This window comes from Ulvibacterium sp. (genome assembly GCF_965248315.1).
Classification (GTDB): Bacteria; Bacteroidota; Bacteroidia; order Flavobacteriales; family Flavobacteriaceae; genus Ulvibacterium.
Genome location: NZ_CBDFIX010000002.1, coordinates 308453 through 321999 on the forward strand (window position 1 = coordinate 308453; position 13547 = coordinate 321999).

Genomic DNA, 13547 nt, shown 5'->3' on the forward strand with positions numbered 1-13547 from the left:
GTTTGCAATTCCATACAAGGTCTAAAACAATTTAATATTCAAGTGGATTGTGCCTCTGTTTTTGAGGCTTTTTCCAGGGTAAAAGAAAATTCGGAACCTACTTCCTCTACACTTTCAACATAGATTTTTTCGTCATGGGCCTCAATAATATGTTTTACTATGGAAAGGCCCAATCCAGAACCACCTTCACTTCTACTGCCACTTTGGTCCACACGATAAAAACGTTCAAACAAACGGGGGATATGCTTTTGCGGAATCCCTTCACCATTATCGGTCACCCTGATGATTACCTTGTTTTTGATAAGATTTTCCACGCTCACCTCGGAAGTACCATCGGTATGGCCATACTTAATGGAGTTGACCAAAAGATTGGTCAAAACTTGCTGGATTTTTTCCTCATCGGCATATACATAAATAGGCTCGGGATATTCCATATCAAAAGTAAGGGTAATCTTTTTTTTGGCGGCTTTCATTTCCAGCAGATCAAAAACGTTATGGATAAGTTCTATGATATCAAAGTCTTCCCGTTCCAAATTAAGGTCCCCTACTTCTAATTTGGTTATCAAATCCAAATCCTTAATGATGTAGATAAGTCGTTCCACGGCTTTATTGGCCCGCTGCAAATACTTCTTCCGGATGCTTTTGTCATCCATAGCCCCATCCAGCAGGGTAAGTATATAACCTTGAACGGTAAAAAGAGGAGTCTTCAATTCGTGTGAAACATTCCCCAAAAAATCTTTCCGGTACTCCTCCCGGATTTTTAATGTATCTATTTCAATTTTCTTGTCCTGGGCAAACTTTTCGATTTCGGCCGTAAGCGTCCGCATGTCTGTATTAATTGGCCCAGAGGTAAAGGAAGAGGAATCCAAAAGCGCCACATCATCATAAATCTTTTTAATCCTCCTATATATGAACTTCTCTATTCTAATCTGAAGAATGGCAAAAGAACTGATAAAAATCAAAAATGAAAAAATGACAATGATAGGCCAGTCCAGAATCTGTAGAAAATATAAAAGACCACCTAAAAGCAAAGAAGACAATAGGGTAATCAAGGCTGCAGACCTAAAAGCGAACCTATATGACCTCTTAAGCTGAATGGCCATTACTGTAGAACAAACTTATAGCCTACTCCCTTAACCGTCTTAAAATGATTTTCCCCAATTTTTTCTCGAAGCTTACGAATATGCACATCAATGGTACGGCCACCTACAACCACTTCATTGCCCCATACCTTGTCCAGAATTACCTCCCTTTTAAAAACCTTGCTGGGCTTTGAAGTCAACAGTGCCAAGAGTTCAAATTCCTTCCGTGGAAGTACAATTTCCTTACCGTTGTTCACAATTTTGTATTCCTCCCTATTAATAACAATGTTGCCCACCTTAACGATATCCTCTTGTGGATCCGCATCTTCCTTTAACCTACGTAGTAGCGCCTTTACCTTACTTACAAGAACCTTGGGTTTTATGGGCTTTGTAATATAATCATCGGCACCGGCATCAAAACCGGCCACTTGGGAGTAATCCTCACCTCGGGCAGTGAGAAAGGTAATAATGGTATTTTCAAGACCAGAGGTACTGCGCATGATTTCGCATGCTTCTATACCGTCCATTTCCGGCATCATTACATCCAAAATAATGAGATGCGGTAATTTTTTTTTCGCCTTGGCCACACCTTCTACCCCATTTTTTGCGGTAAAAACTTGGTAGCCTTCAGAAGAAAGGTTATAACTAACGATTTCCAGAATATCTGGCTCATCGTCCACTAAAAGTATTCTAATGTCTTTTTTTTTCATCTCTTGGCTTTTGTTTCAATAAATCAATAGCCCATCAACACTGGCATGGACGGGTCATTTGCCTTTGTATGGGTTTCGAGATAATTCGCCTTTTGCTTTGGCTTATTTCATCGCTTTTAAATGGTTAATCCACCAAATGTAAAGATAATAGGATTATCCCGAAACGGCTTAACGTTCATTTAATATAGTAACATTTACATAACATTATTGCAATAAAGGTTTAACATGGACGTAACTCGACTTTTACAGCACCTCGCGTTCTTTGCGCCGTAACCAAATTATGACTGAATGCGATATTTTATAGTGTGTCTTTGCCTTTTTGGAACCATGCTTACAGAAGCCCAAGACACCGGTAGTATTGTCGGCAAACTTACTGACAAAGAGCTAAATAACGAGCCCCTTGCTTTTGCCAATGTACTTCTTAAGGGAACTACAAAAGGAACTACTTCAGATTTTGACGGACTTTATGAAATTTCAGGTCTAGACCCTGGTACATACACCATTGTTTTTAGCTATTTGGGCTATGAAACGGTGGAGATTCCCAACATCGTGGTTGAAGCTGGTAAAGTGACCAACGTGGATGTTCCTATGAGCGCTTCCGAAGGTATGACCTTGGATGAGGTAGTAGTGGTCACAGTGGCTCGAAAGGATTCCGAGACCGCTCTTCTTCTTGATCAAAAAAGAGCCATAGAAATCAAGGAAAGTATAGGTGCGATCGAACTGGGTAACTTAGGTATTTCCGACGTGAAATCAGCCGCCACAAAAATTTCCGGGGTTACGGAAAGTGAAGCCTCCGGTGACGTTTTTGTAAGAGGGCTTGGAGACCGATATTTGGTGACAACTTTTAACGGTCTGCCCATTCCATCGGATGACATCGAAAAAAAGAATATTGATTTAGGGCTTTTCCCTACTCGAATAATACAGAACGTTAGTATTAGCAAGACCTATTCCGCATCGGCTTCAGCCGACCAGGCCTCAGGCAATATCAACATTGCTTCCCGAGAATTGACGGGCACAGGGGAATTAGAGGTTGGTGTTTCTAGTGGTGCCAATACAAATGCTGTTGGTGACGGAAACTCGGATGGCGGCTTTAAGGTCACTGCAAATTATGACGATACCACGTTAGGCTTTTATGATACTGATGTTAACATTTTTGATCAACTTACCAGGCAGTCATGGGACGCCAGTACGGTAGATTCCCCTATTAATCTTGGCTTTAACATCAGTGGGGGTAAGTCATTCTTTGATAACAAATTTAAAGTCTTTGCCACGGCATCCAACTCTAGGTCTCATAAATATCTATCTCCAGGTGTATTTAAAATATGGGATCAGGTTACCGTAACGGATTCCATTACCGATTTTAACCAATGGGAAACGGAATATGTGAGTAACGGTATGTTGGATCTTACCTTTCAAAACGAAAAGCATATTGTAAAGACCGTTACCCTATTCGTAAACACCTTGAAAGATATTGTGGCCGAGGGAGGGAGAAACGGTTTTGGAAATATTCAGGAAGAAACCATTGGTAATTTCTCGGATTTCGTCCGTGACCAAAACACAAAACAAACCCGATTGTTTGTCCAACAACTGATCGGTAATCATAAGCTCGGCGAAAAAAATGTATTGGATTGGGCCGTAAGTTATAACAAGTTGGATGCAGATGAACCCAATCGAATACGGAATGTGGTAAACTTTACGGCCGAAACAGGTCAGGTAATTCTTTTTGAGAATAGTGGTTTTGAATCCAGAAAGCTTTCTCAATTTATAGATGATGAGGAATACAATGGGTTTATTAAGGATAGGTGGACCTTCATAGATGAGGAAACCAAGACCTTCTATATGGATTTGGGTATCAATTACAGAAGAAAGACCCGGGATTTTGAATCTACCTTTTACGGTGTCGCCAATGTAGATGACAATAGGGCCAGCTCCACCTCATTGGATGATTTAGATCAAATCTTTACAGTGGCCAACTTTCAGAACAATTTACTAGAAATACTTTCCTTTCAATCCAATGTTGATGGTGAGGTAAAAGATGAATACAGTGGAGAATATGAGTCCAGGGCGGCCTTTGCACAATTTAATGTAGGCTTCGGTAAGTGGAATATTAATGCCGGTCTGCGGGTGCAACAGGACGATATTGTCGTGGATTATGACGTGAACAATGCACCCGGTGGGGATGTCGGAACCGTTACCCGGGATTATTCCAATTTCTATCCCAGTCTTAATATGAAGTACTCCATCAACGATGAGCATGCGATTCGATTTGCTGCAAGTCGAAGTATTACCTTGCCGGAATTCAAGGAAATTGCGCCGTTCCGATATATCTCACCAACTGGTCAACAGGTTTTTGGAACCGTTGGCGAGGATGCCGTAGAGGCTTCATTTTCCAACAATTTTGATTTAAAGTGGGAATTCTTTCCTACCAGAGGTCAACTAATTTCAACATCCTTATTTTATAAGGCTATAGAAGATCCTATCAACAAAGTACGCGCCAGGGGTTCGGATGGTGCGCTGTTTACTTTTAGGAATACCGGGGACAAAGCTACGGTTTATGGTATAGAACTGGAGTCAAAAATCGATTTGATCAAACCAAAAACAAATGACGAGGACGGCAGTCCCATAGGACCGGAATTAAGTTGGGTCCTAAATGTAAGTAGGATGTGGCATGAGCAGGATTTGTTAGAGATACGAGCCGAGGACAATCCCGATATTATCGCCGAGACTTTTAGATACGGCACCAATAAAGAGGCAGGACTCCAAGGGGCATCGGATTGGATAGCCAACTCAAGCCTTAACCTTGAGACCTCCGGGGACAATAAATTCGTAGCCAACCTTTCAGCAAGTTATGCTTCCGATAAGGTATTCGCCCTGGGCTTTGCCCGAAGCCAAAATGATTGGGACACCCGTTATAACGATGCCATTGTTGAAAAAGGTTTTGTGGTATTGAATAGCAGGGTTAGCAAGGAATTCGGAGAGCACTTTGAAGTCTCACTTACCGGGCAGAACCTTTTAAATCCTTTCATTAAACAAACCATTGATGTTCTATCCTCTGCAAGTAGGGCAGAACTTGAGGCCTTCTCCGATAATAGGGAGGAGCGATTGGGGCCCAATGCGCCAAGAAGGGAGATTTTTACGGATGAGGTGCGATCATACAAAATAGGCCGAATTTTCAATTTGGGCCTTACATACAGATTTTAACACTATTAATTATGATTAATTTAAAACAACAATGATTATGAAAACGAAAATCTCTAGATTATTGATGATGTTCATTGCAGCTTCGGCTCTTATTCTGGCTGCGGGTTGTAGCGATGATGACGATGGACCAACCTCTTCCTGTACGGATGGGATACAAAATGGCAGTGAGACCGGAGTAGATTGTGGCGGTACTTGTCCAAACGCATGTGAAGCCGAACCTACCTGTACCGATGGTGTGCAAAATGGTGATGAAGAAGGTGTAGATTGTGGTGGTTCTTGTGACCCATGTGTAGAATCCATAGAGTTGACAGGTGATCAAACGGAAGATCTGACCTTGGATCCCACAAGTACCTATACACTTAGGAATACATTTAGTGTTAAGTCTGGTGCTACTTTGACCATTCCTGCCGGTACAACAATTACCGCTGAAGTAGAAACTGGAGATGAAACCAATACCTATATCGTAATTGAGCAAGGTGCCTCTATTGATATCCAAGGTACCATGGCCGATCCTGTAATCATGACTTCTGCAAATGGAACGCCAGGAGATTGGGGTGGCCTTGTTATCGCTGGTGAAGCTAGCACTACGGAAGGTGTGGATGCCACAGCGGAAGTAGGCGGTATCATTTATGGTGGTACGGATGATACGGATAACTCAGGAAGTATTGAATATTTGATTATCAACTACGCCGGAGCACAAATCGATTCCGAGTCTCAGTATAATGGTCTTTCCTTGTATGCTGTTGGTTCCGGTACAACCATTGAAAATGTAGCCATATTGAACGGTACGGATGATGGTGTTGAGTTCTTTGGTGGAACAGTATCCGCGTCCAACTTCTATTTGGAAAACAATGAGGATGATGCCATTGACTGGACTGAAGGTTGGAACGGTACATTAACCAACTCCTATGTGGTTCATACAGGTTCTTTCTCTACCGTGGTAGAAGCAGACGGTGAAAACGAGAATCCTTCTTTGGTCAACCTTACCGCAGTAAGTACTTCAGACCAAGCAGAGCAAGTAGCCTTACAATTCAAAAAGGAATCAGGAGCCACCATTACCGGCTTGTCCTTGAGCGGATATACTACTTCTGTTTTGATGAGCGATGCCGGTCCTTTGGCCAATGTTCAGATCGAAGGCGCCGATGCGAATCCAAGCCTGTCCTATGTAGGGCCTCCGACTGTTGATGTTGGTATGTTCGCCTGGGTTAATTCCGCAATCATAGTTGAGAGCAATGTTTTGACCGGTTCCATCGGTTCAGATTTGACATTGGATCCAACTACAGATTATTTCTTGGAAGGCAACTTAAGCGTTGAAGCAGGTGCTACTTTGACTATTCCTGCCGGTACTAGAATCGTTGCCGATGTTGAAGTGGGCGAAGAGACCAATACTTATATCGTTGTGCAACAAGGGGGAGCTATTGATATCCAAGGTACCCCTGGTGCTCCTGTGATCATGACTTCCTCCAATGAGGAGCCCGGTGACTGGGGTGGTCTTGTAATTGCAGGTGAAGCCAGCACTACTGAAGGTGTAGACGCTACTGCAGAGGTAGGTGGTATCATCTATGGTGGTACGGACGATGGAGATAGTTCCGGTAATATCGATTACCTAATCATCAACTATGCCGGTGCATCAATAGATTCAGAATCTCAATATAACGGACTTTCTCTTTACGCCGTTGGTTCTGGAACAACTATCGATAACGTGGCCATATTGAATGGTACGGATGACGGTGTGGAATTCTTCGGAGGTACGGTGTCTGCATCCAACTTCTATTTGGAAAACAACGAGGATGATGCCATCGACTGGACCGAAGGTTGGAACGGAACTTTAACCAACGCCTACGTATTCCATTCCGGTGCTTTCTCTACTGTGGTAGAGGCTGACGGTGAGAACGAGAATCCATCTTTGGTTAATTTGACTGCAGTGAGTACTTCCTCCCAAGCAGAGCAAGTAGCCTTACAATTCAAAAAAGAATCCGGCGCAACCATTACCGGTCTTTCCTTGAGTGGTTACACTACTTCTGTTTTGATGAGCGACGCCGGTCCTTTGACCAACGTCCAAATAGAAGGTGCAGATGCAAATCCAGCACTTACCTATGAAGCTCCCGCTACTGTTGATATAAATGACTTCATGTGGGCCACTGGAAATTCCGAAGCTCAGTCTGCCGTTCTTACAGGTTCTGTTATGTCCAATACTACTTTGGATTCCGATATTACTTATTTCCTAAATCAATCCTTAAGTGTTGAGAGTGGAGCCACGCTTACGATTCCTGCCGGCACCACTATTGTTGCCGATGTTGAGAGTGGAGATGAGACCAATACCTATATCGTTGTTCAGCAAGGTGGATCCATTGATATCCAAGGTACGGCTAGTAACCCCGTAGTTATGACTTCTACCAATCAAGAGCCCGGTGATTGGGGAGGTCTCGTAATTGCCGGTGAGGCCAGCACTACTGAAGGTGTAGACGCTACTGCAGAGGTAGGTGGTATTATCTATGGAGGTACGGATGATACGGATAACTCCGGAAGCATCAATTACCTTATCATTAACTACGCCGGTGCACAAATTGACTCTGAGTCACAGTATAATGGTCTCTCCCTTTATGCAGTTGGTTCTGGAACAAGCATCACTAATGTCGCTATCCTGAACGGTACGGACGATGGTGTAGAGTTCTTTGGTGGAACTGTTTCCGCTTCCAATTTCTATTTGGAGAATAACGAGGATGATGCCATAGACTGGACGGAAGGTTGGAACGGTACCTTGACCGACGCATATGTTGTACACACCGGGGCTTTCTCTACCGTAGTAGAGGCTGATGGTGAGAACGAGAATCCATCTTTGGTTAATTTGACCGCTGTAAGTACATCTGCCCAGGTTGAGCAAGTGGCCCTACAGTTCAAGAAGGAGTCCGGGGCAACTATCACCGGTCTTTCCTTGAGTGGATACACAACTTCTGTTTTAATGAGCGATGCTGGTCCTTTGACCAACGTCCAAATCGAAGGTGCAGACGCAAATCCTGCTTTGGCTTACGATGCAGCAGCTACAGTTGATGTTGCAACATTTGCTTGGGCTACGAACTAAGTTCTAGAAATTAGAAAATAGATTGCGAAAAATTCTAAAAGCCCCGCCATTAATGGCGGGGCTTTTTATTTTTACCTAAAACTGGTTTGCAAAAATTTTAAAAGTTAGGGAAGGGAAAAGATAGGGTTGGTTCATTCTATAAATTCGTGAAAATTATAACAAAGCCCATAAATCGCCGGCTTTGTGCATTTCATCGAATTTTTCCTAGGATTACAGCCCTCAAAAGGTCATCATATATCATAATTCCTATATTTGTGGTACGCCATTTGTTACCCATACTTTATGAAGCACCTTTACTTCGTCTTTTTTTTATTTTTCATTTCCATCGGCTATTCGCAAGATGCCAAGACCAATGGGGACATAGACGGGTTTACGCTTTATCCCAACCCTGTAACACAAGGCAAGGTTTATATTACTACTACGGAAAATGCCCCGAAGAAAATTTTGATTTTTGATGTCCTGGGAACCAAAGTGTTACAGACCACTCTATTGGGGAATGAATTGAATTTGTCCGATTTGGATGCGGGAGTATATGTTCTACGTGTCTTTGAAAGAAATAAGGTAGCCACCCGCAAGCTTATCGTTAAATAGATCTATTTTTTTGACACTGATCGATACCGATTAACCATCAAAAAAAGGAGGTTAAATCTTTTTGCATCAGTACTTTCCCGATATGTTTCTTAATTTTTGAATTCGATAATAGGTAGAAAAAATCCGATGAACGGTTTGTCTCGTTTTATTCACCTACAATTTATCGAATTTCACAACATTTTCACCGGATACGTAGTCCCTTTCTGTATCTTTATGCTGTTGATCCCAAATCAATACTTATGCAAAAAATCTACTTTGGCATTTTTATGCTATTTGCTATTTCCGTATACGGTCAGGAAGTCGTTGGTACTCCTCTTGCCTCCACCGCGGAAAATTCCACCTTCAAGCTATATCCCAACCCGGCTCTTGATGATGTGGTATATATTACTACACCAAGAAATCTCAATAAGGAAATTGCCGTTTATGACGTTTTTGGGGAAGTTGTCCTAACGGACAGAATACGATCTAACGCCCTTAATATTTCCAAATTGGTCTCGGGGGTGTATGTGTTACAGGTTACCGAAAATAACAAGACCATGACAAGAAAGCTTGTCGTGAAATAATCGATATTGAAAATAAGAAAGAAAGGGACCCGATCATGGGTCCCTTTTTTTATGCTTTGGCCTTATCCCCTTACCTTTGCCCCTCCAAGAGCCCATGATAGATACCAATAAAATATTAGAGATAAAGTCAAAATTGGAGTTTGAACGCCTCGCATGGCAAATATTCAATTTTCAGTACAGCAACAATGCCGTTTACCATGAATTCTGTGATTATTTGGAAAAAACTCCGGATCAATTGAGAGGTATAGAAGAAATACCTTTTATGCCTATCGAGTTTTTTAGAACTAAAAAAATTGTCTCTTCAAGAAGTAATCCACAAATCATATTTACCAGTAGCGGAACTACTGATACCCGAACCAGTAGGCACCATATTATCGATACTTCACTATACACCAAAAGCTACCGGACTGCTTTTGGACATTTTTATGGGGACATTACCAAATATTGCATTTTGGCATTACTCCCATCCTACTTGGAAAGAGAAGGCTCCTCATTAATTTATATGGCCAAAGACCTTATTGAACAAAGCCATCACCCGGATAGCGGTTTTTATCTCAACGATATGCAAGGTCTTAAAAAAAAGTTGGTTCACCTTGATGCCCAAGAAAGCCAAACCCTGTTATTAGGGGTTTCTTTTGCCTTAATGGATTTGGCGGAAAAACATAAATTTTCTTTAAAAAACACCATTATTATGGAAACCGGGGGGATGAAAGGCAGGAGAAAGGAAGTGGTCCGCGAAGCATTGCACAGTATCCTTAAAAGAGGGTTCGGTGTAAGCCAAATCCATTCCGAGTACGGAATGACGGAGCTATTGTCCCAAGCCTATTCCCAAGGCAATGGTCTTTTTAAAACCCCGCCATGGATGAAGGTCTTTATTCGGGATCCGGAAGATCCACTATCACCCCAAATGGATGGGAAGACTGGAGGAATAAACATCATAGACCTGGCCAATATACATTCCTGTTCCTTTATTGCCACCCAAGATTTAGGAAAGCGGTACGCGGATGGGAGTTTTGAGGTTTTGGGTCGTTTTGACCATTCGGATATCCGGGGGTGTAATTTAATGGTATTGTAGAAGCATCATTCCCTCTTCCATAAATCCCCGTTATCGCTACGCTGTAAGGTTTGTGAATCGATGATGCTAAAATGAAAGTGAAGTGCAAAGCTAGAGGTTGGCTCTTGTTCCAAAAAAACTTCATCGTCTTCCACCCTGTAATTGAATCGATATGCCGTATCTCCACCGTCAAAACGTATATTGGCCCTGGAGGCATCAAGGAAATGAACAAATTCCATACAAGTTTGTTCCTCGGTACAATCCGGAATTTCATGGACAAAACGGCCTACAAGGGGATTCGCACAACAATTATCTTCATCACACGAAATAAAAAATCCCAAAAGCAAAAAAAGGGATAATACATATCCAACCGACTTCATTTCAATTGGTATTGTTTATAGTAACAAGATACAAAAACCGAAAAAAGTTGGTTTTATGAAGTGGATTTAATCGACAACCAGAACAAAATAATTCTTCTTCCCCCTTTGCAATAGGATAAATTTTTCATTGATAAGGTCAGAAGCGGTTATCAGATAATCTTCCTTGATCTTTTCTTTGTTTACTGAAATGGAATTCTGTTTTAGCTCCCTTCTGGCCTCGCTATTGGAACCCAAAAAACTAGTTTTGGCGGAAAGTGCCCCGATCATATCCAATCCATTTTCCAAATCTTTTTTGGAAATAAGGGATTGGGGAACTCCTTCAAAAACATCCAAAAAGGTCTTCTCGTCCAGTTGTTTTAAATCTTGTGAAGTGGATTTCCCAAAAAGAATCTGACTGGCTTTTATGGCATTATCCAAGTCTTCCTGGGAGTGCACCATGGTCGTTATCTCTTCGGCCAAACGCCGCTGTACTATTCTTAAATGGGGTGCCTCACGGTGTTCATCGATCAAACCTTCAATATCCGTTTTGGAAAGAAAAGTGAAGATCTTAATGTATTTTTCCGCATCCTCATCGGAAGTGTTCAACCAATATTGGTAAAATTTATAAGGTGAGGTCCTATGGGCATCCAACCATATATTGCCTCCTTCGGTCTTTCCAAATTTAGTGCCATCTGCCTTTGTTATTAGAGGGCAGGTCAGGGCATAACCCTTTCCACCCGCTATTCTACGTATAAGCTCCGTTCCGGTAGTAATGTTGCCCCACTGGTCACTTCCACCCATTTGAAGCGTACAATTGTGATTTTGATATAGGTACAAAAAATCATAGCCTTGTACCAATTGATAGGTGAACTCTGTGAAGGACATCCCCTCATTGGATTCCGCTGAAAGTCTTTTTTTTACGGAATCCTTGGCAATCATATAGTTTACCGTAATATGCTTGCCTACATCACGGATGAAATCCAAAAATGAAAAATCCTTCATCCAATCGTAATTATTGACCAGTACAGCCGCATTGTCGGACTCACTATCAAAATCAAGAAATCGTGCTAATTGTGCTTTTAAGGCTTCCTCATTAAGACGCAATGTGGCCTCATCCAACAAGTTTCGCTCGGTAGACTTTCCAGAGGGATCTCCTATCATTCCGGTTGCTCCACCAACCAAGGCATACGGTTTATGACCGGCCAATTGAAAGTGTCTTAGCATCATTACACCGACCAAATGACCTATGTGCAACGAATCTGCAGTTGGATCTATCCCTACATAAGCAGATTGCATTCCTCCTAACAGATGTTCTTCCGTATCGGGCATAACATCGTGCAGCATTCCCCGCCATTCCAATTCCGACACAAAGTTCGTAGCCATGTTAACTATCTTTTACAATTCGCTGCAAATATAAAAGGAAATCCAATGGTTTCGGATTTTTGATAAAGCCAAATTAATCCATGCCAAATACGTAACTTTGGGTCATGGTTTTGGTAACGGGAGGTACTGGAATGGTAGGGGCGCACTTGCTGCTTCACTTGTTGCAGAAAAATATCCCGATTAAGGCAATCCGCAGACCGAACAGTAATCTTCAAAACGTTAAAAAAGTCTTTGCCTATTATACCGAAAACGCTGACAATCTCTTTCAACAAATAAAATGGATAGAGGCAGACCTTAATGATATTCCTGCTTTGGAAACGGCGTTTAAGGATGTAGCATATGTATACCATGCGGCGGCATTGATATCTTTTAATCCGGGCGATTATAAAAGGTTATATAAAATAAATACAAAAGGTACCGCCAATATTGTTAACCTGTGTATTGAAAAAGGAATTAAGAAGCTTTGCTATGTAAGTACGATAGGGACTATAGGAAAAAGTCCGGAAGGGGCCATGGCAACCGAGGAAAACGAATGGTCCGAACAGGAGGTCAATGTCTATGCCCTTACCAAATACCTGGCAGAAATGGAGGTTTGGAGAGGTTCCCAAGAAGGTCTGCCCGTTGTAATCCTGAATCCCGGAGTAATTATAGGACCTGGTTTTTGGGACAACGGTACCGGAGATCTATTTACCACTGCAAATAAGGGATATAAATATTACCCTCCGGGAGGTACAGGTTTTATTTCCGTTCATGATGTAATACATATCATGGTAACCCTGATGAACTCCGAGATAAGTAACGAAAGATTCATTACAGTAGCCAAAAATTTGACTTTCAAGGAAATTCTGCAGCAAATGGCAGAGGCCTTGGGAAGACGGAAACCGAAAAAAGAATTGAAACCATGGCAATTGGAGATAGGGAGATGGTTTGATTGGCTTAGAAACCTATTTACGGGCCAAGGAAGACGAATTACAAGAAACGCTATTCAGTCCCTAAAACACCGTGAATTGTATAGCAGTGAAAAAATAAAAATCCAATTAAATCTCAATTTTGAACCTCTTGACGATACCATTAAATTTTGTTGTGCCAAGTTTAAGGAAGAGAATCCTTGACCTTTTTGGGTTCTTTTTTCTTTAAGGCCCTCCTTTTTTCCATTTCAATGGCCTTTAAACTATCACTGATTTTATTGGCCTCTTGGAGCACTTTCTTTTCTTTTTCCAGATTTGCTTCTACTTCTTTATAAATGGCTTCATACTCCGAGGGAAGGGAGGCGTAATAGGTATCGCTTTTAACAAACCGTGCGCTATCTATATTGTATTTCTTGAAGATATATTCCGTAGGTTCAATATTATGTTTCCTCAGAATAGATACATTGGTGTTCTTGGCTGCATTTATCACCGCTAAATCCTTAAGGATGGCAACCATTTGATCTTTTGGAATCAAATCTTTTGGTTTTTCCATCAACTGTTCGCCACATGAGGCAAGAAAAACAATCAAAATAAAACATACTATTCGTCCCATA

11 protein-coding genes are annotated in these 13547 nt (G+C 41.7%); 6 read left to right on the forward strand and 5 right to left on the reverse strand.

The window, feature by feature from the left end; genetic code table 11:
- Positions 1 to 38: 38 nt before the first annotated feature.
- Entirely contained in the window at positions 39 to 1103 is a 1065-nt protein-coding gene (locus tag ACP2AF_RS02850) for a sensor histidine kinase (protein WP_425234732.1), read from the reverse strand.
- Positions 1103 to 1792: a response regulator transcription factor gene (locus ACP2AF_RS02855; RefSeq protein WP_425234733.1), complete on the reverse strand. Its 690-nt coding sequence runs from the start codon at positions 1790 to 1792 to the stop codon at positions 1103 to 1105. Before ACP2AF_RS02855 ends, ACP2AF_RS02850 begins: the two co-directional genes overlap by 1 nt.
- Before the next feature lie 288 nt (positions 1793 to 2080).
- On the opposite strand from ACP2AF_RS02855, the gene ACP2AF_RS02860 reads away from it, so the two are divergent.
- The 5 genes from ACP2AF_RS02860 to ACP2AF_RS02880 all read left to right on the forward strand — a co-directional run bounded on the left by ACP2AF_RS02860 (position 2081) and on the right by ACP2AF_RS02880 (position 10304).
- Entirely contained in the window at positions 2081 to 4993 is a 2913-nt protein-coding gene (locus tag ACP2AF_RS02860; RefSeq protein ID WP_425234734.1) for a TonB-dependent receptor domain-containing protein, read from the forward strand.
- A gap of 37 nt (positions 4994 to 5030) precedes the next feature.
- Positions 5031 to 8075 carry a beta strand repeat-containing protein gene (locus tag ACP2AF_RS02865; protein ID WP_425234735.1) on the forward strand — a complete coding sequence of 1015 codons (3045 nt, stop codon included), beginning with the start codon at positions 5031 to 5033 and terminating at the stop codon, positions 8073 to 8075.
- A gap of 282 nt (positions 8076 to 8357) precedes the next feature.
- Positions 8358 to 8666, forward strand: coding sequence for a T9SS type A sorting domain-containing protein (locus ACP2AF_RS02870; protein WP_425234736.1), 309 nt, complete (start codon positions 8358 to 8360; stop codon positions 8664 to 8666).
- 239 nt (positions 8667 to 8905) lie between these two features.
- On the forward strand, positions 8906 to 9229 hold the full coding sequence (locus ACP2AF_RS02875; protein WP_425234737.1) for a T9SS type A sorting domain-containing protein: 324 nt from the start codon (positions 8906 to 8908) through the stop codon (positions 9227 to 9229).
- A gap of 94 nt (positions 9230 to 9323) precedes the next feature.
- Entirely contained in the window at positions 9324 to 10304 is a 981-nt protein-coding gene (locus ACP2AF_RS02880) for an acyl transferase (protein WP_425238002.1), read from the forward strand.
- Between the two features lie 5 nt (positions 10305 to 10309).
- Here the strand turns inward: ACP2AF_RS02880 and ACP2AF_RS02885 are convergent, their stop codons facing one another.
- Both ACP2AF_RS02885 and tyrS read right to left on the reverse strand, forming a co-directional pair.
- On the reverse strand, positions 10310 to 10663 hold the full coding sequence (locus ACP2AF_RS02885) for a hypothetical protein (protein ID WP_425234738.1): 354 nt from the start codon (positions 10661 to 10663) through the stop codon (positions 10310 to 10312).
- Between the two features lie 66 nt (positions 10664 to 10729).
- On the reverse strand, positions 10730 to 12025 hold the full coding sequence (tyrS, locus tag ACP2AF_RS02890; protein WP_425234739.1) for a tyrosine--tRNA ligase: 1296 nt from the start codon (positions 12023 to 12025) through the stop codon (positions 10730 to 10732).
- Between the two features lie 104 nt (positions 12026 to 12129).
- On the opposite strand from tyrS, the gene ACP2AF_RS02895 reads away from it, so the two are divergent.
- Positions 12130 to 13137 carry an NAD-dependent epimerase/dehydratase family protein gene (locus ACP2AF_RS02895; RefSeq protein ID WP_425234740.1) on the forward strand — a complete coding sequence of 336 codons (1008 nt, stop codon included), beginning with the start codon at positions 12130 to 12132 and terminating at the stop codon, positions 13135 to 13137.
- Here ACP2AF_RS02895 and ACP2AF_RS02900 read toward each other — a convergent pair.
- Positions 13118 to 13546, reverse strand: coding sequence for a DUF4296 domain-containing protein (locus tag ACP2AF_RS02900; protein WP_425234741.1), 429 nt, complete (start codon positions 13544 to 13546; stop codon positions 13118 to 13120). The two genes, ACP2AF_RS02895 and ACP2AF_RS02900, sit on opposite strands and share 20 nt — an antisense overlap.
- Between the last annotated feature and the right edge of the window lies 1 nt (position 13547).

Coding starts and splice junctions, on each gene's coding strand:
- ACP2AF_RS02880 (WP_425238002.1), top strand. CDS start 9,324: ATGATAGATACCAATAAAATATTAGAGATAAAGTCAAAATTGGAGTTT.
- ACP2AF_RS02900 (WP_425234741.1), bottom strand. CDS start 13,546: ATGGGACGAATAGTATGTTTTATTTTGATTGTTTTTCTTGCCTCATGT.
- ACP2AF_RS02860 (WP_425234734.1), top strand. CDS start 2,081: ATGCGATATTTTATAGTGTGTCTTTGCCTTTTTGGAACCATGCTTACA.
- ACP2AF_RS02875 (WP_425234737.1), top strand. CDS start 8,906: ATGCAAAAAATCTACTTTGGCATTTTTATGCTATTTGCTATTTCCGTA.
- ACP2AF_RS02870 (WP_425234736.1), top strand. CDS start 8,358: ATGAAGCACCTTTACTTCGTCTTTTTTTTATTTTTCATTTCCATCGGC.
- ACP2AF_RS02850 (WP_425234732.1), bottom strand. CDS start 1,103: ATGGCCATTCAGCTTAAGAGGTCATATAGGTTCGCTTTTAGGTCTGCA.
- ACP2AF_RS02855 (WP_425234733.1), bottom strand. CDS start 1,792: ATGAAAAAAAAAGACATTAGAATACTTTTAGTGGACGATGAGCCAGAT.
- ACP2AF_RS02865 (WP_425234735.1), top strand. CDS start 5,031: ATGAAAACGAAAATCTCTAGATTATTGATGATGTTCATTGCAGCTTCG.
- tyrS (WP_425234739.1), bottom strand. CDS start 12,025: ATGGCTACGAACTTTGTGTCGGAATTGGAATGGCGGGGAATGCTGCAC.
- ACP2AF_RS02885 (WP_425234738.1), bottom strand. CDS start 10,663: ATGAAGTCGGTTGGATATGTATTATCCCTTTTTTTGCTTTTGGGATTT.
- ACP2AF_RS02895 (WP_425234740.1), top strand. CDS start 12,130: ATGGTTTTGGTAACGGGAGGTACTGGAATGGTAGGGGCGCACTTGCTG.